The following is a 20,800-nucleotide window of genomic DNA, read 5'->3' as shown; positions in this document are numbered from 1 at the left end:
TGTTCGTTAAATGGAGGTTATCATAATGGCGATTCCAGCTATTCCTGTTCATCCAATGTGGGAGCCCTATCCCCGGTTACAATCTGATTTACAATCCGTTTTACAGGTGATTGAATCTCACCTGCAAATCCACGATAAGCAAATCGAAGCTACCATTAAAGATTTAGTCTATTCAGGAGGAAAATTATTGCGTCCTGCCTATACGCTTCTATGTTCTCAGATTGGGGACGTAACATATCAGGAAAAAGAAAGGTCGATAGCCGTTGCCGCGGCACTGGAAACCTTGCATATGGCCACTCTGATTCATGATGATGTCATTGATGAAGCAGACTTCCGTCACGGAAATCCAACCATCCACACCCAGCAGGGCAATCAATTTGCCATCTATTCCGGTGATTATTTATTTTGCGTCTGTTTTACTATTTTATCTAAATATGCCCGCACATTAGCACATCTTGAGTTTAATGCGCGCAGTATGGAAAAGATTCTCACAGGGGAACTGGATCAACTCCATGCGCGCTACCAAAAGGGAGCCAGCATCAAAGATTACTTAACACGTATTTCCGGAAAAACCGCGCAGCTCTTTGCTGTCAGCTGCTATTCAGGAGCAGTGACCAGTCAAGCAACTCGGAGGCAGACCATGCTCGCCTGGAATATGGGGCATTATATTGGCATGGCCTTTCAGATTATCGATGACATATTAGACTTTAAAGGTGATTTCAACACCGTGCGAAAACCTACGCTGGCAGATATTCGTCAAGGCGTGTATACCCTGCCGCTGATTTACGCATTACGTGAACAGCCAGAGCCATTACATCCTTATTTAGATAAGAAAGCTGATTTAACAGATGATGAATTAATGGAGATACTAGCTATTGTCGAAAAAACAAAAGGCATAGAAAAATCCAGGCGGCTTGCCCTGAAGTATACAGACAAGGCATTAAAATCCTTAAATAAACTGCCGGACGGAGATTATAAAGAGACCTTGTATGAATTGACTGCGATGCTGTTGGAGCGGAAAATATAATGGCCTGCAATGAAACTTGCATAGTAATTTTCCGAACTGTTATCGATAATAAAATAAAAACTATAGGTGTTATATATAATGAAAACCTTCATTTTATGGGACTTGCGAGAGTACTGCTGAAATGAAGGTTTATTACGGTTTAGCTGAAAATCATCTAAAATAAAATTAGCTTTATTTTTAAATGATTGGTAAAATAAAGACAATTCAAAGAAAGGAAGTGTTCTATTGTTTACATTCCCGGTTATTTACGAAGAAGAAGCAGACTACATGAAGCATGATCGGCTGACGAAGAAGCTGATACAAGAGTTTTTTGAAGAGTTTATCGAAGCATTTTTCCCCAATCTCCACCCTCACATTGATTTCTCCAAGGTCACCTTCCTCGAACAAGAAGTGTATCTGGACTACATCAATGGCCGCAAGAAAGAAATTGACGTTCTCGCAGCAGTAAAGCTAAACCACCAAGACAAAATACTCCATATTCATACCGAAGCCCAATCAACGCATGAAGCGGACTTCCCCGAAAGAATGTTTCTCTATTTTTCTTATCTTTACGCCAAACACCGCAAACCCATTCAACCCATTGCTGTTTTGAGTTATAATAGGGAGAAAGAAGAACCGACACAATTCAGAATCGATACCCCCACCCAAGACGTCCTTCAATTTAACTTTTTACAATTACACCTAATCAAGAAAGACTGGAAAGAATATATTCAATCAGACAACCCGGCCGCAGCAGCATTGCTCAGTCAGATGGGCTATGAAGCGCATGAGCGGGTTCAGGTAAAGCTGGAGTTTCTGCGTATGATCACCCGGATGAAAATCAACCCGGCGCAAATGGAGTTTCTATATGGCTATTTCGAGACTTATCTAAAACTAAACAAAGAGGAGGAAGCGCAAATGATGGAGCAAATGGAAAACTTGCCAGAGGAGGAAAAAGAAGTGGTATTGCAACTGCCAAATTCTTATTTTGAGAGAGGATTGGAGAAAGGAAAACAAGAAGGAATAGAGGAAGGGATAAAAAAGCGAAATCAAGAAATAGCTTTAGAATTGCTGGCAATAAAAATGCCAATCAACCAAATCGCAGAGATCACAAAATTAAGCAAAGAAGAGATTGAAAAGCTTACTAAAAAATAAAGAATTAATTCTTTGCGAAAAATCCTATAGCAGCATTACAAAACGCTTCCTCCGTCTTTACAGGGGAAGCGTTTTGCATGTCAGGTACAGTCTTCCATTTAACGATGCATAACTTTAAAGAAAAACGGGAATTTATAAAGGATTAACGAATTTTTGGAGAAGGATACGTATGACTCAGGAAAAAGATTTTGAAGGCAAGGTTGTATTAATTACCGGAGCTGCTTCCGGTATTGGAGAAGCGACGGCGTTAAAATTTGCAGAACGCGGAGCAAAAATAGCGATTGGCGATATAAATGAAGATAGCGATAAAGTCGTTCAACAAATTAAAGACGAGGGCGGAGATGCTGTTTTCTTTAAAACAGATGTAAGTAACGCTGATCAGGTAAAATCACTTGTAAAAAAAACAGCCGATCACTTCGGGAAAATAGATTGTGCCTTTAACAATGCAGGGATTCTGCCTAAAATCGCTTCTTTTATTGATACTACAGAAGAAGATTTTGACCAAACGATTGCCGTTGACTTAAAAGGCGTTTTCCTTTGCCTGAAGTATGAGCTCGAATATATGGTTAAAGCAGGCGGCGGAAGTATTGTCAATACGGCTTCTGTTGCCGGATTGATTGCTGATCCCGATATGTCTCCTTATGTTGCTGCCAAACATGGTGTTGTCGGGTTAACAAAGGCTGCCGGAATTGAATATGCGGACAAAGGCATACGCGTTAATGCTGTAGCGCCCGGGGTAACTGCAACACCACTGGCTAAGGAGAAATTGGAAGATCCTGAAATACGTGAGGAAATGATAGGAAACGTTCCTGCAGACCGGGCAGCAACACCAGATGAAATTGCAGAAACCGTGCTCTACTTGTCATCCGATAAAGCGAGCTTTGTGATGGCTCAAACCTATGTGATTGATGGCGGTCAAATCGCCCACTAATATTGAAATTTATTATATACTGAATAAAGCATTTGTTTTATCAACCTGATTGAATTATATTAGAAAACGTATAAGTCCTAAAAAGCGTTACAAAGGAGGCGCAGAATGAAAAAAGTATACGAACTGACTACCATAGAAATGACTGAAGAATTTTTGAAAAATCATGCGTTAAGCTTCCTTTTCGTTTCCAGACCCGATTGCAGTGTATGCCATGCCATTTTGCCGAAGCTAACTGAAATGCTGGATGACTACCCTCTTATCCACCTGGGACATATTGACGCTTCAAAGGTGGAAGAAGTAGCAGAAAAGTTCTTGATTTTTACTGTTCCTATCATGCTTTTGATTATAGATGGCAAAGAATATATCCGGGAGGATCGCTTTGTCCGTTTTGAACAATTAGAAGAAAAACTGAATCAGTTGTATGAAATGTATACCCAATAAGTGGTTCGAGTGTGTGTTCCAAAAGAAATCAATAGTTTTCGTTGGAACGGGGGATTTCAGTCCTGACGAAAACTATTGCTATTTCTCACCCCATCGTAAAAACCAGTCAGTTAAAGTTAATTCAAGAAGTTAACCGGCCTGCCCTCCCTCCTAATTGTATTTATTTCACCCGCTACTTTGAAGCAAACGTTGTTACGGTTGTTTCACTGTGCTCACTAATTAAATAATGCCCTCTCCTTTTTACTTTAAAGACAAAACCACATACTATTCGAACCATTTATTACCTTTTAATCAAGATTTTTTCTTTTCTGTTAGCTATGGAAAAAATTTGCTTATATGGTACAATAATAAATCTGTACATTATTTCACTGCCTCAAAAAATTTACCATCTTTTCACGTACATTTCGCTCAAAACCCTAACTATTTTTTTCAATATACATTGATGAAGGAGGAATTTTATTAGAAATGGAAAACTTTACAATTTGGTCATTAATGATAGATATTAGTATTATTTCAGGATTACTATTAGCAGGAACCATCTTACGGGCAAAAGTGAAATGGATTCAATCCTTATTTCTGCCGGCCAGCATGATTGCCGGATTTCTTGGACTTGCATTTGGTCCCAGCGGGGTTGGGATTCTGCCCTTTTCGGAGCAATTCAGCAGTTATCCTACATTGCTGATTGCAGTTATTTTTGGAGCAATTCCAATCGGAGCTGCGAAAGTGCAATTATCAGAGGTATTTCATCGTGTTCGTGATATGTTCTCCTACTCCATCATCTTGACATTATCCATGTGGGGAGCAGGTGTCCTATTTGCTTTACTTATTTTAAACCCAGTCTTCAGAGACTTGCCTAATGGATTTGGACTTATTTTAGGAGCAGGTTTTCTAGGCGGACATGGTACTGCAGCTGCTATAGGAGAAGGGTTAGCGCATGCAGGCTGGGAAGAAGCAATGGATCTTGGTATGACCTCTGCTACTGTAGGAATTCTGGTTGCTGTTTTAGGAGGTCTTTTTCTTATTAAACGCAGTACGGAAAACGGAGATACCACATTTATTTCAAGCTTTAGGGACCTCCCTTCTGAACTAAAATCTGGATTAATGCCGGCTTCCAAACGTTCTGCTATGGGACAAGAAACGGTATCATCCAATTCGATTGATCCGCTTGTTCTGCATCTGGCAATTATCGCTTTTTTAATCGGCATATCTTACTGGTTAACCAATTTATTGACAGAATTAATACCAGCTGTGTCCATACCGCTATTCAGTGTCGCCTTTATTTTAGGCTTAGTTTTTCAGGGCATCAGCCGGCAGTTAAAGGCTGATAAATATATTGACGGGCGCGTAATGGAGCGTATCGGCGGAACAGCCACTGATTTCCTGGTTGCTTTTGGTATTGCTTCGATCAACATTACCGTCGTGATGGATTACGCATTGCCGCTGGTTTTATTGTTTGGCTTTGGAATACTTTGGGCATATATTCTCTTCCGTTTTGTCGGTCCAAATATATTCAGAGATTTCTGGCTGGAGAAATCTATTTTCGGCTGGGGCTGGAGCACCGGTACAGTTGCGATGGGGCTTGCCCTTTTACGAATTGTTGATCCGGAATTGAAAAGCCGGACGCCGGAAGACTATGCGTTGGGATATGTAGGTGTTGCGCCTGTTGATATTATTATTGTTACTTTTGCTCCGATTCTTTTCGCACTTGGACTCACTTGGGTGATTCCAATCGTTCTCTTGCTTGGTACTGCTGTTGTAATTATGATTTACAAGAAAGCAGGCTGGTGGGGCCAGGGTAAACATCAAAACACATCGAGCTGACATGCTTGATGTGTTTTTTCTTTTTCAAGTTTAATTACACAGATTAAAAAATCACCGCAGACATTATAGAAGCGATATAAGTAAGCCCCCAATAGCTCCGGTCAAAACAATCACCCAAGGCGGCAGCTTCCAATAGACCAGCATACTAAATAGGATAGCGGCAAAAGCAAAATCAATCGGACCCAGGATAGCACTTGTCCAAATAGGATGATAAAAAGCCGAAATTAAAATCCCTACGACAGCTGCATTTACTCCCATCAGGGCTCCCTTCATTTTTTGATTTTGACGGATTTGATTCCAAAATGGCAGCGCACCTAAAATCAATAAGAATGCCGGCAAAAAGATAGCTGCAGTTGCCAACATCCCGCCTGTCCATCCGTTAATAACAGCGCCAATATATGCAGCAAATGTAAATAATGGTCCAGGCACAGCCTGTGCCGCCCCATAGCCGGCTAAAAAGGAGGTTTCGTCCATCCAGCCTGTCAGTACAAATTCACGCTCCAGCAACGGCAAAACAACATGTCCGCCGCCGAAAACAAGTGAACCAGAGCGGTAAAAACTATCAAACATAGCAATCCAATTCAGAGATGTCACTTCTTTTAAAATCGGAAGCAAAATAAGCAATCCGAAAAAAAGCGATAAACAAATGCCCCCCAGCTTTCGGGAAATCGGAAAAACGAATTTCGATTCTTCGTTCTCAGCATGATTTTTATATACCAAATAACCAATGAGGCCTGCTAATAAAATAACGCCAACTTGAGTAAAGGCTGTTTGCCATAATAAAGTGATAACTAACGCGAACAGCGCAATGGATTTGCCCTTTAAATCCGGTGTCAATTTTTGAGCCATTCCTAAAATCGCATGCGCTACAACAACAACTGCTACGATTTTTAACCCTTGAATCCAGCCAGTCTCTTCCATAGCTGAACCTTGTAAGATCAAAGCAAAAATAATCAACGCTATGACAGAAGGCAGCGTAAAGCCAATAAAAGATATTATCCCCCCGAGGATGCCTCCGCGCATGACACCAATACCAATACCAACTTGGCTGCTTGCTGGCCCAGGTAAAAACTGACACAGTGCAACTAAGTCGCTGTAACTTTTTTCATCCATCCATTTTCTTTTCCGGACATATGCCTCATGAAAATATCCAAGATGCGCAATCGGTCCGCCAAAAGATGTCAATCCCAGCCGTGTAGAAATAAGCAGAATTTCGAATAGCAGTTTGAATTTCTCTTTTAATGTTGTAATATGATTCACCCAGTACACCCTTCCCTGTCAGTCTTTAATTTCTTTAAACAGTTCATATGCTTTCTCTCGAGCTTCCTCCAGCACGGTCCGCCCTTTATCGGTAGCCGTATAATATTTTCTTATTTTCCCGCCTGCATTACGTTCTTCCATACTCAATAGTCCATCCTTTTCCATCGAGTGAAGAATCGGATATAAGGTTCCTGGACTTATCTTGTATCCATGCTCCCTTAATTCATCCAGCATCCATACACCAAAAATCGGGTGTTCCATCGCATGATGCAGAATATGGATTTGAATAAATCCCAAAAATAGCTTTCTTAATATTTTTTCTTCCAATTTGATTCATCCCCTGAAGTATTGATATCGAAGCCTGATATCGGATTTCGTTATTAATTTATCATTGGAACGTAACCAATTCAATCCATCATCTAAAAAGTTTACAGAAACTTTACAAAACGGCAAAAAGCCAATCCGTCCCATTCGTATATGGAACAAATTGACTTATAAAGATTAAATAAATTTTTTAGAGGTTAAGCTCCTTCTATCATATCCCGCCTATTATAGCCGAGGTAACCAATTATCATTAAAGCAATACTAATACCTGTTAAACTAATAAAAACGGGAGCATCAAAACGGTCCATCGGCATTTGCGGAATCCAGCTTTGGATGGCTGTTTTCGAAAACCAGCCCGGTAAATCCAAAATACCGCCAAAGTAATTTAAGATAAAGGAATAACCAAGATACGCATAAATTATTTTCCCTAACTTCGGTGCCCATCCAAGTGCTAATGCTGCAAGTCCTGTAAAGAATAAGACGGATGGAAAGAAGTTATAGCCCGCAGCCAGAAAATCTCCGATATCCAGCACAGCATTTTCGCCCATAACGGAGATAGCTGTACCTCCAAGACCGCCGGCCGCCAGCAGCGTTCCAATCAATCCTGCCAAAACGGCTAACCCGATTGTCGTCCAGTAAAATTGACCGCGCGTGACTTTTGTAGCGTGAAGCTGACTTAAATGCAAACGGCTCTCTTCCGCGAAAAGCTTATTCACAATAACGATTGGCAGAATAGAAACCAAAACCATCATGACCATCATAATTGTTCCTGTAAAGGATTCTTCAATAGAAACGCCTGACTGTGCAAACATTTGCGCCATCATTTCATTACTTTCAAGAAATGTCTGCATATCCTCATAAATGGATCCGTACGCTGCGCCCATCACTGCAAAGCCAATCAGCCAGCCAATAATGACTCCCTTATTCAGTTTGGTAAACAATCCCTGCACCGATAATAGAGACTGTCTTGCATGCTCCCGTCCTTCTCTTTCAGGCAGGTAACCCGCGCCCATATCACGCCCGCCTTCCAGTGTAAAAGCAAGGATTACCATCACTGCATTAAAAATCAAGGCAAAAATAATCGGCAGCCAGTTGTTCTCTGTAAAGGGATACGTTAAATACGTCCAGCCGAGCGGATTGAACATGGATAAATCCACATTCGATACATCCGTTCCAGCACGAATAATATAGAGCAATCCAACCAGACCGAGCGCTGACCCTGTGGCGCTGGATGAAGCAGGCATGATTTGTGCCATCACCAGTCCGATGCCTGCCCCAATCACACCAGCTATCCCAACTGAACTTCCAAATAAAAAGGAACCTTGGACAGAAATCGTATCTGCACCGAAAATCAGTAACAGGCTACTGATAACAAGCGCCAATAGCACATTAATTACAATCACTTCTGCCATTGCCGCAAGCGAATTTGCCTGCCGCCCGATTTGAAAAGAACGGACAAGCTCCGTCAGTCCGAGGTCCTCCTCCTTACGTGTGTGCCCTACAATATGCAGGACAGACATAATCATCGCAAACAATCCGCAGAATAATAACATTTCATGCGCATACATCGCGCCTAAGGTATACTCCGCTGCCGTTTCAATTGGTGTGGGACCGACCATGGAGATCATTGCCGGGTTTTGCAGTGTTTCATACATTCCTATTAACCCCTGCCCCTTTGCTATTTCTTCAAACGCAGGAACAAAGCCTCCTGAAAATAAACCCACTCCCAAAATCCAGAAAATAATCTTTTTCCAATCACGCTTTAGATACTGTAAAAACAAGGTATCCCAACGTGCAAATTTTTCCTTCATTGCCTTTCACCTCCCTGTCAGCTTTTATCCCTCATAATGCCGCATAAATAAATCCTCAAGCGTCGGCGGCACCGCTTCAAACTTCTTCACACCAAGCTTCGTTGCCTCGGTTAAAATAGCATTGATGTATTTATTGTCAGCAGAAAAGGTAGCTTCGTTATCTTTCTGTGTAAAATCATGGACGCCCTCTACAAATTCCATTTGCGAAACATCCGCTTCTGTCGATAACGTCACAGCAGAGCGTGTCAAATGCCGTAATTCATCCAATGTCCCGGACTCTACAATCTCCCCTTGACGAATAATAACGACACTGTCAGCTAAACGCTCTACCTCACTCAAAATATGAGAAGACAGCAAAATGGACTTTCCTGCTTTCTTGATTTTTTCTACCTCTTCCTGAAAAACGGCTTCCATCAACGGATCAAGCCCGGAAGTCGGCTCATCAAAAATATATAAATCGGAATCTACAGATAAAGCGGCGATCAAGCCAACCTTTTGCCGGTTCCCTTTGGAGTACCCCTTGGCCTTTTTCTTCGGATCCAGTTCAAAACGTTTGATTAAATAATCACGTTTTTGCTTATCTCCGCCGCCATGCAGCTTCATAAACAAGTCAATGATTTCTCCGCCTGTCAGACTCCCCCAGAGCGCAACATCTCCCGGCACATAAGAAATACGTTTATGGATTTCCAGACTTTCCTTCCAAACGTCCTTCCCAAAAATTTCTGCCTGCCCGGCATCCCGCTTAATAATTCCCAATAAAGCACGAATCGTCGTAGATTTACCAGCACCGTTAGGACCGATAAAACCAACAACTTCTCCCGCATCTACCGTGAAGGTTACATCACTTAACGCTTGAAACTTACCGAACTTCTTTTGCAGGCCTTGTAATTTCACAATTTTTGTCATAAGGCTGACACTCCTTCTCTCCTTCATTTCATACGCTGTTTTATCCAGTTCCGCCTATTTAATCGTTCAAAACACAAATAAAACTATTTATCATATTACAGTTCAATATAATGCATTATATAAAAAGTTTTAAACCATAAAACCATTTAACAGTTCAATATTATTCCTTTTTATGAATGAAGTCAATATAATATATACTATTTTTTATTTGCCAGTTCATAATTAGACAGATATAATAAATAGGAAGAGAAACGTTCATTTTTAGAAATTTTATTGAATGTTCAACGGAAAGCAGGTTATATATGTGAATGGTTTTGAAAAAAGAACAGAGGAAAAGAAACGAAAGATTTTAGAAGCAGCTTTTGAGCTGATAAACGGAGATACAGATGCCGGCAATGTAACCATGGAGGAAATCGCAAAGCATGCAAATGTCGGAAAAGCTACCCTTTTTAAGTATTTTGGCAGCAAGGATAATCTGATTCGTGAAGTTTTCCAGGACTTTATTAATCAATTAATTACCGATGCCAAAGAAATCATAGCTGAAAATAAATCCTTTGAAGAAACACTGATTGCATTAAGTCAAAATAAAATCAGCTATTTAGATAAAATCAATCACCAATTTTATATGCGAATGATGGATTTCTTTACGAAAAAGGACGAGGAAGGCCTATCTTTAATGATGCAGAAATTTAATGAAGTAAATTACGGCATGCTATTAGATTTATTCCATCGAGGCCGTAAAGAAGGTAAAGTGGACTTAAAATATTCAGATGAATTTCTGCTGCTCTATTTCCAAGCAATTGTAGAGGGTATTTCCAAGCCGCAGATTTATGAGAAAATCGCTCCCTATACCGAGGAATGGACAGAGATGCTCATTAAAGGGATTGCCCCGAGGAAGGATTGATAATTGCTTTAAAACAGTTATCCGATTGAAAAAGGGAAGGACCCTTCGCTGGTTCCTTCCCTTTCTTATTAATACCCTACTTCCACAACGGCATTGACAATATACATCAGGTCATTTTTATCCTCTTGCTCACTTAGATAGATACCATTTGTCGAGGCCAAGCCTCCATCTAGTTTTTCCACCGAGACATCGCCATATGGTATTAACTTTTTGATTCTTTCCTCATCCAAGTCCTCCAAATCTCTAGGGATGCCTAATTTCACATTTACCTTCATATTATTTAAATCCTGATTAGGAAGAGCATCCTGAATACCTGGCATTGAATTAGATTGAATCGCATTGTTGATGGCACGCTCTGAAGCTTGGTTCACGTTCTGCCCATGCAAATCTACTCCTGTACCTGTTTGAATAAATATCTTTTTTTCCATGTTGCTCTCTCCTCCTTGATTTTTTCATTTTTCATCTAACACATGAATAGCCTATTTCTGTGCCTGACGGATTTTGAAATATGATTATTGCTATTCTTCCAACCGCTTATGCGCGTCCTCATTTGTTTTGATTCAGGAAATATGATGGCTGAAATAAACAGACCAAGCCCTTTAGTTATTTCATCGTCAATCCGGCTGCAATTCCATGATAGATAAGCGGCTCTTTTCCTTTCATTTTCCCGATATAATCTATGATAAAACACTCCTTTTTTTAATCAATCATCAAAAATCGAGATCTTAGAAAGTGCTTTTCTAAGATTAATAGCATCCCAAGGCAGATGTTCGGCAATCCCAAGTCCTACAATCTCAGCTTGTTCAGAAACATCATTCAACACACGCACCACTTCCGCAAGCTTCATTTCCCCTACTGCAGCAGGAAAATCTTCCGCATTTGTATATGGTTCCGCCGGATAAATGGAACGGAAATCTTTTGGAGACAAGACATCCAGATCAAAGTGAACAGCTAAATATTCGATTTTGTTTTCCTTTACCCAATCTATGATTAGCTGGCTATTCTCTTTTAGCTCATCCGGACCGGCAAAGCGTACATTTAATTCCTTTACTAGCTTATCTCTATCACGTAAATCCTTTTCTATTAATCCTGCATACATCATATGACTTGTAGAAACTGGATTTTTCACTTTGGTAACAGATTGATCCGCACCTTTTCCAAGCAAATTCGCTGCTACCATCTCATGCGCATTTGACGAATCATTTGTTGTTGCAATATCAGGATGTGCATCCAACCATAAAATCCCTAGCTTATCACCATATTTTCCACTCAAATAATCAAATGGCACTTGGTCCATGGAGCAGTCCCCGCCAAAAATAATGACTTTATCCGGCTGTTGTTCTTTCAGGATATCAACTGTCTTTTCCATTTGTTGAGATATTGCTGCGCCACCTGTTATTCCCTTTTCCTTTTCTAATTTCTTTACAAAGTCCGCATCCACTTCTACTTCAAACGTTTTGCTCGTATTACTTTTCGGAGCGATTTGAGCTAATAATTCACCGCCAAAGACATAATCAGGATTATTACCTCCCTGCCATTGCGGGAATAAAAGTCTTATTGTCTTTTTATTTTGTGCCATATATATCCTTCCTATCTTTGATTTCCTATCTTATATTCCGAGTTTATTTCATGATCCATTTTCATAGTTAAAGCACTTGCAGCAAACTAATGATGTGTTGTCTGATAAAAGATGGATTTTCTACTTCAATCCTTTTCCCTAAATTCCTACACGGTTAAACATGACATCTAATATAACATTCCTTTCTATAAATATGATTTCATCTATTACGTTATCTCTATAACAGGTGTATATTGGCTCTGCAACAGGGTGGAGAATTTAATTTGAATTTATTATAGTATACGTATTACTAAAAAAGATTATAAAGGAAGTCAGCTAAAAATAGAGAAGTAATAATTTGTCTCCTTCTTATTCCATTAAAAATAATACACTATATATTCCATAAAAGTAATTTTTTACTTGATATTGATGTACTTCTTTATTAATAATAAAAAATTCCCTTGCAAAATTCATTTCATAACCCTCCCAAACTATTTCCCGGGAAATTCCCAACAATTTTCATTACATTATTCTTTAGTCTGAATGAATATTTTATCTACAAAAAACCATTGAAATTCGACAACAACTACTAAGTATATCTATTAACAAAAAAGAAGGCAGCGCTGCGTACCATTCAGTACCAACGCTGCCCTTTCCAGCCTGAAATTCAGGCTGGAGGATTCTACTTCCGGCTTCAGCAATTACCGATTAAAGGACAATGGAACCTCCTAACGCTATTACCATTCAAAAGTATTCGTCATATCCATCGCTTTCCCAGTACCTTTTTCGCTCCTTTCTGCCCGTTGGCTGATTTCATCTCTTAATGTTGCACAAAAATTCTGTTCCAGCTTTAATTTAACTGCATTTCTCAAGGACTCTTGCAAGAGCTCGTCTGACAAATGCCTAAGACTGTTCATGAATATCCCTCCCACGTTTGCATTTTTGAACCTTTCCATTTTAAACAGCCGAAAGTAGAATCTATCTAAAATATTACAAAGTAAGACAGAAAGGGCAAAATAATTCGACAATAACTGCCAGGGGGGATAACATTTTCAGTTTCTCTTTGGAAAATCTTAAAAAAAGAAACTCCAAACTTATTCTCGCTTGGAATAAGTTTGGACTACTCTTTTAACGCCGCTTTACGCTATTAAATTGATTACTATTTTTGATCTGGATCTTCTTCTGAAGAATCAACCGCTTCTTGATTATCTTGCTCATAAGACGCAGCAGCCTCCTGTTTTTTTCTCTCATCAACCTGACGCTGCGTGATGATTTTTCCATCCGGCGTCATATATTTCTTGTTCATCTTCCTAGTTTCCGGATCGATAAAGCTGTAGATAATCGGAATGACAAACAAGGTTAGGAACGTACTTGCAGTCAGACCGCCGATAACGACAATCCCCATTGGTGCAATGCCTTCCATGCCTTCACCGATTTCCAGCGTTAGCGGAAGCATACCCAGAATCGTTGTAATAGCTGTGATGAGGATCGGTCTGAATCTGTCTTGAACGCTGATTTCAATCGCTTCATAAGCAGACATTCCTTTTTCCTTCTGCTGCTGGATATAATCGACAATCAAGATCGCATTGTTCACAACAATTCCGATAAGCAGAATGATACCTACCATCGCGATGACACTTAGCGGATTATTGGTGATTAACAGGGACAAGGCAATCCCAATAAATGCTAACGGAATCGTCATAATAACTGCAAACGGTGCTTTAAATGATTCAAACTGAGCAACCATGACAAGGTAGATGAACACAATTCCAAGTGCAATCGCCAGAATTAATTGTGGAATCGCATCATTTAGCATTTCCATATCGCCGCCCATAGAATGCTCTGTATCCTCATGAAGGTCAAGGTCTGCAATAACGTCATCAATCAGCTGACTTGCTTCATTTAAAGAAAGGCTGTCGCTGAATGAAATCGTTAATTCTCTTGTATCTGTCATCTCATCTCTATTAATAAGGGTAGGCGATTCAGCCTCTTCTAACGATGCAATATCTCCTAAAGCGATATACTCTCCTTCATCATTTGGGATGGAGATATTCTCAAATGCCTCTTCACTTTCTAAGACATCTGCAGGATATTTCACGTTAATTGTCGTGTAACCGCCAGTTTCTTCTATTGTAGAAGCTTCGACACCATTGGTTGCCTCATATAGAGCCTCGCCTACCTGTGCCGGCTGAAAACCATTTTCACGCGCTTCAGCTTTATCCACAACTACTTGCAATTCTTCTATCGTCCCTGAATTGCTGGAAGTCACACTATTAATATCCGCTTCGTCCTCCAATTCATTGATGATGTCTGCTTCTGCTTCATCCAGACGTTCTTCATCATTATCGGAAACATTCAGTACAACTGTATTTGGTTCCCCGGCACCAGCCTGTGACATCGGGATAACATCTATCTCTGCAGATGCATCTGTATCTTGAATATCATCTTCCACTTCATTAATAAATTCAGAAGTAGTTATATTTCGATTACCTGCATCTTTTAATTGCACGCTGATGGTTGCTGTATTGCTTTCATCTGCAAAAGACATCATACCGGATGAACCAGCTGTACTTAGATAAGCATCTACTTCCTCTTGGTTATCCAGTTCCGTTTCAATATCTTCCACCGTTGCCAGCGTGTCTTCCAGTAAGGTTCCCTGTTCTTTTTCCACCTCTATGGTTAAGAACCCTTCATCTTGCTCTGGCATAAACTCCATTCCCTGCGCAGCCAAGCCAAAGGCACCAGCAGCAAACAGAACAACCGCTGTAATCAGCACAGACGCCCTGTGCCGCAACGACCATGCTGTCGCTTTTCGCAATCGTTTCATATAGCCTTTTTGTTTCCGCTTCGTTTCATCCATATTTTTCGATTCTGTCAAAATACGGCTTGCCAGCATCGGTACGACGGTGACCGCTACAAACAAGGAAGCCAGCAGACTGAATACGACAGTGATTGCTAACGGTGTAAATAACTGTCCTACCAAACCTGTAACAAATACGACCGGTAAGAAGACAGAAGCAGTCGTTAATGTAGAAGCAAGGATTGCTGTAAATACTTCTCTTGTTCCTTCTCTCGCTGCTTGTTTCGGATTTTTACCCATCGACAGATGTCTATAGACATTCTCAATAACAACAATGGAGTTATCGAGCAGCATCCCAATTCCAAGTGCTAAACCGCCCAATGTCATCATGTTGATACTGATATTTGTGAAAAACAGCAAAGCAAAGGTGGTGATGACGGAAAATGGGATCGATAACCCAATAATCAATGGAGCTTTTAGGTTTCTCAGAAACGCAAACAGCACAAACATAGCTAATACCGCACCGCTGATAAGGGAAACATAGATACTGTCAATCGCCATATCTATATATTCACCTTCGTCATAAAGCGTACTGACAGAAAGCTGTTCATACTCCTCATCATCAAGCAAAGCATCCAATTCTTCATTAAACTCTGCGTTAACAGAAGATGCATTCGCGCCGTCAGCTAACATCATTTCAAGCTGAACAGCATCTTCCTCATTAAAGCGGGTAATGACGCCGCCATTATCTTCGGAAATAGAAATATCTGCTACGTCATTCAATGTTACCTCTTCATCAGGCATGTCGAGCAGAACAAGTTCCCGCAGTTCATCCAAACCATCTAATTCATTCATGGTACGAGTAGAAATGTTATAACCTTGCTCTGTATCTTCAATTGTATTGATAGGCATCGAGATATTATTCGCTTCGATCATTCCGGCAATATCCGATTGAGATAGATTATAGTCACTCAGCGCTTCTGTATCTAATTCAACAGCTACTTCCCTTTCCATTAAACCATTAATATTGATTGATGCAACTCCTTGAATCGATTCCAGCTCATTCGCCAAATCATTGACCTGATTTTCAAATTCTGCTGTGTCTCCATTTGTCGATGTCGCTGCCATTTGTATGCTTGGCATCATGGAAATATCAAATTCGATAAAACTTGGCTCTTCCGCCTGTTCCGGCAGATTCGCAGAGGATATCGTACGAGTTATTTCATTCTCCACCTCATCTATCGTCATATCATAATCAAATTCCAAAATAACGAGGGATGAAGATTCCTGTGATTGTGAGGATATATTTTGTAACCCTGTAACGGTAGAAAGATCCTCTTCCAGAGGTTCTGTAACGCTGTCTAAGACTTCCTCAGGCCCTGCTCCAGGGTAGCTTGTTGCGACAACTGCAACAGGCGGTTCAATCTCTGGCATCATTTGGATTGGCAGCCTGGTTAACGATACGCCGCCCAGAATTAAAAGGACCAGCATCACAACGATCGTGAATTTTGGTCTCTTAATAGAAAAGTTCGATAAATTCTTCACTTGCAAAATTCCTCCTATTAATTTTTTTGTTGTCTATTCAAAATTTCAACAACATGTTGTATTATTTATTGTAAGGAGATATGTATCATTAAACAATGAACAATTAGGGTCTATTTGTTGAAAAAAGGAGGAATACATGATGGGTGTCAAAGAACAGACAAAATTTAATCTGCAGGAAGCATTTTGGGATATTTATAAAGAGAAACCTATCAATAAAATTTCGATTAAGGAAATAACAGATCGCGCAGGATATAACAGAGGGACCTTTTATAATTATTATACGGACGTATACGATATACTGAATGAAATCAAACAAGGCCTTGTGCCATCAGAAGAATTAATCTCAGCTGTTTTACAGTGGTTTCAAGACTATGATCTGAGCAGTATTACGAAGGAAGAGAAAGAACAAGCCCGCTTTGAGGTAGAACAATCCTATGACGACGAATTGAACGAAAAAATGAATGAACGGATTATGGTGCTGCTTGGACCGAATGGGGACCCAGATTATTTATATGAATATAAAAAAGAAGCCCGAGCGAAAGTAATGGAGCAAGTAAAAGATTTAAATGAAAAAGATCAAATGAAACTGGAATACATCATTGAATTTTTGCTCTCAGGCATTATTCATACGTGGATGCTCTGGAATGAAAATAACATGAATATATCCAAAGAGGAAGTAGATGGAATGTTTGACGAAATCTCGGAAATCGGATTCGAGAAGGTGCTCAGCGATATATTTAATAATAAAAAGTAACGCAGGATAAAGTAATGAATGAAAGCTGAACAGGATATGAAGCGTAAAGCCGCTGCAGCATAGAAAAGAAGCTTTTCCTTCTGAAATAAGACAGGAAAAGCTTCTATACGGTTAATTTCGCATTATTGTTTTGCTTTATAAAAGAACATCAACTTCTTCATCAATCCGCTATCTTGATTGTGTATGAAATGATGGTGAATCAGAGCTATCTTCATTAGGCATGTGAATGAACAAAGCTGTCTCCTGACTTTTTAATCGCCCTTTAACATCCGCAGCCCATTAAGAATAACAAGAATCGTACTTCCTTCATGCCCAATCACACCCAGCGGCATATTGATGATCTGTAGAAAATTGCTGGCAATCAGAACAGCTATGACAGCAAGAGAAAAGATAATATTCTGCTTCACAATAGCATTCATTTTTTTCGAAATCCGAATCGCATTAACCATTTTGGCTAAATTATTTTTCATCAGCACAACGTTTGCTGTCTCCAAAGCAATGTCGCTTCCTGCACCCATCGCCACACCAATGTTAGCTGTCGCCAAGGCCGGTGCATCATTCACACCATCGCCAATCATTGCCGTCTGCTGGTTGTGCTCTCTCAGCTGCCTTAAATAATTTACTTTATCCTCCGGCAGGCAATCAGCATGGAATTCTGTAATTCCAGCTTCCTGAGCAATGCTTGCTGCAGTTGCTTGATTATCACCTGTCAGCATAATCGTTCTTAAACCAAGCCTATCCAGCTCTTGAATCGCTTCTACAGTATCTTGCCGGAGAGTATCCTTCAGCAAAAATACAGCAATAATCTCTGTATCTTTTCGCACAAATATATTGGTTGTTGCTTGTTCTTGAGTCGGAAATGCTTGAAGGTACTGATCTGCCTCCTGCTTCCCAACCAATTCTGCATTACCAATCAGCCAAGAAGCATCAGCCATTTCAGCTGACAACCCTTTGCCATTATGATGCTCAACAGATGCAAATAGCTTCTCAGGTGCTTCTTTGTATGCGCTCGCCCATTGTTTCATAGCCTGAGCCAGTGGATGAATAGATTCACTTTCCATCGTATAAATAACATTTGCCAAGGATTTGATATCCTGCCCTTGCTTCATAAAATAATCAACGACAGTCGGTTCTCCTTTGGTCAATGTTCCTGTTTTATCAAAAGCAACTGCATCTAATTTAGCTAAAGCTTCTACATATACACCGCCTTTGAACAGAATTCCCTGACGCGCACCATTGGAAATTGCGGATAAAGTCGCCGGCATAATGGAAGCAACTAACGCACATGGCGAAGCGACAACCAATAGAATCATGGCGCGATAAATCGTATCTGTCCAAGACCAGCCAAATAAGAAATGTGGAAGAAACATCATCACAGCAACAGTAATCAACACAATATTGACATATAATCCTTCAAATTTCTCAATGAATTGCTGGGATGGAGAACGTTCTTCATGTGCATTTTGAACCAGTTCGATAATTTTTTGAAACATGGTCTCTGTCGGCAACGTATTTATTTCAATTTGCAAACTGCTGCCAAGATTAACAGTTCCAGCATATACCTCATCGTTTATTGCTTTAGTCAAAGGAATCGATTCTCCAGATAACGCACTCTCATCTACGGTTGTATCTCCTTTGACTATAATTCCATCAGCAGGGATTCTCTCCCCTGATTTTACCGCAATGCAATCACCCGGTTCTAAATCACGAATGCTTACTATCTCACCATTTAGCAGGGTAGCAGTTTCCGGCTGCAGCTTCATCAGGCTTTTCAATTCATTCTTATTCTTATTTTCCGTATAGCTTTCCAAAGCACCGGATAAGGAAAAGATAAAAATCAAGATAGCGCCTTCTGCCCAGTAGCCGATAGACGCTGCTCCAATGGCCGCAATAATCATTAGCAGTTCTACATTTAATTTTTTAGTTTTATATGTCTCTGTGATTCCTTCCTTCGCTTTCGCAAAACCGCCGATTAAAAAAGCACCAATCAATAAAATAATCCATAAGGCGTGACTGATATGGCCGGACAATATCCAGGCAGTCAAAATAAGTATTCCGCTTATTGCTGCGGCAATGATTTCTCCATGTATTTTAAAATATGATAATAAAGAGCTACTGCTATTTTTTCCCGTCATTTCATTATCCCCCTTTTACCACCGTATAATTTTCTGATATTGATTATCATTTTCATTTATTTATAATTAATATTATATTATAATCGTTATAAATAGTATACCATACTTCTCCTTAAATTGTTTGTAGAAATGGTGACAAATTTTATTCAGGATATGCTATAGTCACAGGTAAGAGACTTATTTCAATGGTTAGAGGAAAAATTATCAAAGGTGGGGTTCGATTATGCGTAAAGACAAAGAAACTCCCGAAGAAACCAGAGAAAGACTCCGGCAAGAGGAATTAAAAAAATCATCAAGCAGTATTCATGGTGGAGGCCTGTCCGATTTAGTTGGTGGATTAGGATGGAAAGGTACAGGTATTTTAATTCTGCTTCTAATTATTGTCGGTGTTATTGTATTATTATTTTTAAAGTAGACAGCGGATTAAAACTGGATGGTTAGAGAGGACTATAATGATTTAAGGCGATTAAAGAGTGACTAAAACAAAAAGCCTCATTTATAACGTTTATCATTTCGATAAACGTTATAAATGAGGCTTTTCCATTCCAATCATTTTTTAGAAGTTATAGACACCTTATTATCTCCCAGCTCGCTTGGACTGTCTCTCAGCCAAATCCTGATAGAACCGCTCCTTATGAGAAGGATAGCGCCCATGTCCCCGGCGTTCTCTGGATCTTTTCATTTGTGCCTGGATATACATCATCAGCGGTAAAACGCCAAGTGCATACCTTCCATATCGTCCCACTTCAAAATCTGGTAAAACCGACTCAACCACAACAGGAAATACAGTAAACACCAGGCCGATCATCACAACTAAAATGATTTCAGCATGGAATCTTCTGCTGACACGCGTAACCTTCCGCCCCATCGCCAGAATAAACGAAATAATATATACAGCCACCAGGCAAAAACCAGCATAAAGCATCGTAAAAAATGCTGCGTCTCTCGCATTATCACCAATCAAAAAGTTTATCGGCTCTCCTTGGAATAAGATTCCCTCTTCGCTTCCATTAAACGTAAAGAATACAATCACCATATAACCGACCATAAAGAACATAAAGAAGGTAAGGCCTAAAACAACGATACTCCACAAGATCAGAAAAAGTCTGCGAATAAAGCGAAAGATAAGACCTGAACCAGGAATTTTGCTAAAAACATAAACAATAAGTAAAAGAACCATAAAGCCGCCAACTACAAATAGCGTAGAAAGAATTTCATCTGTAATCATCATCTGCTCCTTCATTTTTCTCATAGAGAGAAGTTGCTATTATCATATACAGACTTCGCGTTAGCTGACAATAGGTTTTTCTAATCAATTCATCATCGTTATAATAAGCCCAGCCTTCCTTCATTTATCCTATCGTTACTTTGGAAATCACATGAAATACCCCTGAAAACAGATTAAAAAATCTAATTTCAGGGGTGTTTTCTCTTTATTATTTCAAAGAA

At 39.8% G+C, this 20,800-nt stretch carries 18 protein-coding genes; 8 read left to right on the top strand and 10 right to left on the bottom strand.

The window, feature by feature from the left end; genetic code table 11:
* Positions 1-40: 40 nt before the first annotated feature.
* The 5 genes from MKX55_RS07160 to MKX55_RS07140 all read left to right on the top strand — a co-directional run bounded on the left by MKX55_RS07160 (position 41) and on the right by MKX55_RS07140 (position 5,354).
* The gene (locus MKX55_RS07160) at positions 41-1,027 is read left to right on the top strand and encodes a polyprenyl synthetase family protein (protein ID WP_339185154.1); all 987 of its coding nucleotides are present in this window, start codon (positions 41-43) and stop codon (positions 1,025-1,027) included.
* Between the two features lie 267 nt (positions 1,028-1,294).
* Positions 1,295-2,161, top strand: a complete 867-nt coding sequence (locus tag MKX55_RS07155; protein WP_339237177.1) for an Rpn family recombination-promoting nuclease/putative transposase — start codon at positions 1,295-1,297, stop codon at positions 2,159-2,161.
* Between the two features lie 169 nt (positions 2,162-2,330).
* Entirely contained in the window at positions 2,331-3,092 is a 762-nt protein-coding gene (locus MKX55_RS07150; RefSeq protein WP_339237175.1) for an SDR family oxidoreductase, read from the top strand.
* Between the two features lie 105 nt (positions 3,093-3,197).
* Positions 3,198-3,533 (top strand): thioredoxin family protein, encoded by a 336-nt coding sequence (locus MKX55_RS07145; protein WP_339237174.1) that lies wholly within the window; start codon positions 3,198-3,200, stop codon positions 3,531-3,533.
* Between the two features lie 465 nt (positions 3,534-3,998).
* The gene (locus tag MKX55_RS07140) at positions 3,999-5,354 is read left to right on the top strand and encodes a sodium:glutamate symporter (RefSeq protein ID WP_339237173.1); all 1,356 of its coding nucleotides are present in this window, start codon (positions 3,999-4,001) and stop codon (positions 5,352-5,354) included.
* A gap of 63 nt (positions 5,355-5,417) precedes the next feature.
* Here MKX55_RS07140 and MKX55_RS07135 read toward each other — a convergent pair whose 3' ends face one another.
* The 4 genes from MKX55_RS07135 to MKX55_RS07120 form a co-directional block, all read right to left on the bottom strand.
* Complete coding sequence (locus MKX55_RS07135) at positions 5,418-6,614, bottom strand: chromate transporter (RefSeq protein WP_339237172.1); 1,197 nt, start codon at positions 6,612-6,614, stop codon at positions 5,418-5,420.
* Positions 6,615-6,632: 18 nt separating this feature from the next.
* Positions 6,633-6,941 carry a PadR family transcriptional regulator gene (locus tag MKX55_RS07130; protein ID WP_042532745.1) on the bottom strand — a complete coding sequence of 103 codons (309 nt, stop codon included), beginning with the start codon at positions 6,939-6,941 and terminating at the stop codon, positions 6,633-6,635.
* Between the two features lie 194 nt (positions 6,942-7,135).
* A complete protein-coding gene (locus MKX55_RS07125; protein ID WP_339183572.1) occupies positions 7,136-8,749 on the bottom strand; it encodes a tetronasin resistance protein in 1,614 nt (537 codons plus the stop codon).
* Positions 8,750-8,773: 24 nt separating this feature from the next.
* A complete protein-coding gene (locus MKX55_RS07120; RefSeq protein WP_339237171.1) occupies positions 8,774-9,655 on the bottom strand; it encodes an ABC transporter ATP-binding protein in 882 nt (293 codons plus the stop codon).
* A 304-nt stretch (positions 9,656-9,959) separates the two neighbouring features.
* On the opposite strand from MKX55_RS07120, the gene MKX55_RS07115 reads away from it, so the two are divergent.
* On the top strand, positions 9,960-10,559 hold the full coding sequence (locus tag MKX55_RS07115; protein WP_339183568.1) for a TetR/AcrR family transcriptional regulator: 600 nt from the start codon (positions 9,960-9,962) through the stop codon (positions 10,557-10,559).
* Between the two features lie 68 nt (positions 10,560-10,627).
* On the opposite strand, the gene MKX55_RS07110 is transcribed toward MKX55_RS07115, so the two are convergent.
* From MKX55_RS07110 to MKX55_RS07095, 4 genes are all read right to left on the bottom strand, one after another.
* Positions 10,628-10,987 carry a Lin0512 family protein gene (locus tag MKX55_RS07110; protein ID WP_339183566.1) on the bottom strand — a complete coding sequence of 120 codons (360 nt, stop codon included), beginning with the start codon at positions 10,985-10,987 and terminating at the stop codon, positions 10,628-10,630.
* A gap of 275 nt (positions 10,988-11,262) precedes the next feature.
* Positions 11,263-12,138, bottom strand: a complete 876-nt coding sequence (locus tag MKX55_RS07105; protein ID WP_339237170.1) for an arginase family protein — start codon at positions 12,136-12,138, stop codon at positions 11,263-11,265.
* Positions 12,139-12,854: 716 nt separating this feature from the next.
* A complete protein-coding gene (gene sda / locus MKX55_RS07100) occupies positions 12,855-13,034 on the bottom strand; it encodes a sporulation histidine kinase inhibitor Sda (protein WP_339183562.1) in 180 nt (59 codons plus the stop codon).
* 242 nt (positions 13,035-13,276) lie between these two features.
* Entirely contained in the window at positions 13,277-16,462 is a 3,186-nt protein-coding gene (locus tag MKX55_RS07095; protein ID WP_339237169.1) for an efflux RND transporter permease subunit, read from the bottom strand.
* A 136-nt stretch (positions 16,463-16,598) separates the two neighbouring features.
* Here MKX55_RS07095 and MKX55_RS07090 point away from each other — a divergent pair, with 136 nt between their 5' ends.
* Complete coding sequence (locus tag MKX55_RS07090; protein ID WP_339183558.1) at positions 16,599-17,216, top strand: TetR/AcrR family transcriptional regulator; 618 nt, start codon at positions 16,599-16,601, stop codon at positions 17,214-17,216.
* Positions 17,217-17,467: 251 nt separating this feature from the next.
* Here the strand turns inward: MKX55_RS07090 and MKX55_RS07085 are convergent, their stop codons facing one another.
* A complete protein-coding gene (locus tag MKX55_RS07085) occupies positions 17,468-19,351 on the bottom strand; it encodes a heavy metal translocating P-type ATPase (protein WP_339237168.1) in 1,884 nt (627 codons plus the stop codon).
* A 223-nt stretch (positions 19,352-19,574) separates the two neighbouring features.
* On the opposite strand from MKX55_RS07085, the gene MKX55_RS07080 reads away from it, so the two are divergent.
* Positions 19,575-19,766 carry a DUF6366 family protein gene (locus MKX55_RS07080; protein WP_339237167.1) on the top strand — a complete coding sequence of 64 codons (192 nt, stop codon included), beginning with the start codon at positions 19,575-19,577 and terminating at the stop codon, positions 19,764-19,766.
* A 162-nt stretch (positions 19,767-19,928) separates the two neighbouring features.
* Here MKX55_RS07080 and MKX55_RS07075 read toward each other — a convergent pair whose 3' ends face one another.
* Positions 19,929-20,603, bottom strand: a complete 675-nt coding sequence (locus tag MKX55_RS07075; RefSeq protein WP_339237165.1) for a hypothetical protein — start codon at positions 20,601-20,603, stop codon at positions 19,929-19,931.
* Between the last annotated feature and the right edge of the window lie 197 nt (positions 20,604-20,800).

This window comes from Oceanobacillus sp. FSL W7-1281 (assembly GCF_037969835.1).
GTDB lineage: Bacteria > Bacillota > Bacilli > Bacillales > Amphibacillaceae > Oceanobacillus > Oceanobacillus oncorhynchi.
Note: the sequence above shows the minus strand (reverse complement) of the source record. Positions and strands in the feature narration are given on the sequence as shown.

What these genes read in the sequence shown, in the direction of transcription:
- sda (WP_339183562.1), bottom strand. Translation starts at nt 13,034, where the DNA reads ATGAACAGTCTTAGGCATTTGTCAGACGAGCTCTTGCAAGAGTCCTTG.
- MKX55_RS07145 (WP_339237174.1), top strand. Translation starts at nt 3,198, where the DNA reads ATGAAAAAAGTATACGAACTGACTACCATAGAAATGACTGAAGAATTT.
- MKX55_RS07125 (WP_339183572.1), bottom strand. Translation starts at nt 8,749, where the DNA reads ATGAAGGAAAAATTTGCACGTTGGGATACCTTGTTTTTACAGTATCTA.
- MKX55_RS07090 (WP_339183558.1), top strand. Translation starts at nt 16,599, where the DNA reads ATGATGGGTGTCAAAGAACAGACAAAATTTAATCTGCAGGAAGCATTT.
- MKX55_RS07110 (WP_339183566.1), bottom strand. Translation starts at nt 10,987, where the DNA reads ATGGAAAAAAAGATATTTATTCAAACAGGTACAGGAGTAGATTTGCAT.
- MKX55_RS07085 (WP_339237168.1), bottom strand. Translation starts at nt 19,351, where the DNA reads ATGACGGGAAAAAATAGCAGTAGCTCTTTATTATCATATTTTAAAATA.
- MKX55_RS07075 (WP_339237165.1), bottom strand. Translation starts at nt 20,603, where the DNA reads ATGAGAAAAATGAAGGAGCAGATGATGATTACAGATGAAATTCTTTCT.
- MKX55_RS07105 (WP_339237170.1), bottom strand. Translation starts at nt 12,138, where the DNA reads ATGGCACAAAATAAAAAGACAATAAGACTTTTATTCCCGCAATGGCAG.
- MKX55_RS07140 (WP_339237173.1), top strand. Translation starts at nt 3,999, where the DNA reads ATGGAAAACTTTACAATTTGGTCATTAATGATAGATATTAGTATTATT.
- MKX55_RS07080 (WP_339237167.1), top strand. Translation starts at nt 19,575, where the DNA reads ATGCGTAAAGACAAAGAAACTCCCGAAGAAACCAGAGAAAGACTCCGG.
- MKX55_RS07120 (WP_339237171.1), bottom strand. Translation starts at nt 9,655, where the DNA reads ATGACAAAAATTGTGAAATTACAAGGCCTGCAAAAGAAGTTCGGTAAG.
- MKX55_RS07150 (WP_339237175.1), top strand. Translation starts at nt 2,331, where the DNA reads ATGACTCAGGAAAAAGATTTTGAAGGCAAGGTTGTATTAATTACCGGA.
- MKX55_RS07155 (WP_339237177.1), top strand. Translation starts at nt 1,295, where the DNA reads ATGAAGCATGATCGGCTGACGAAGAAGCTGATACAAGAGTTTTTTGAA.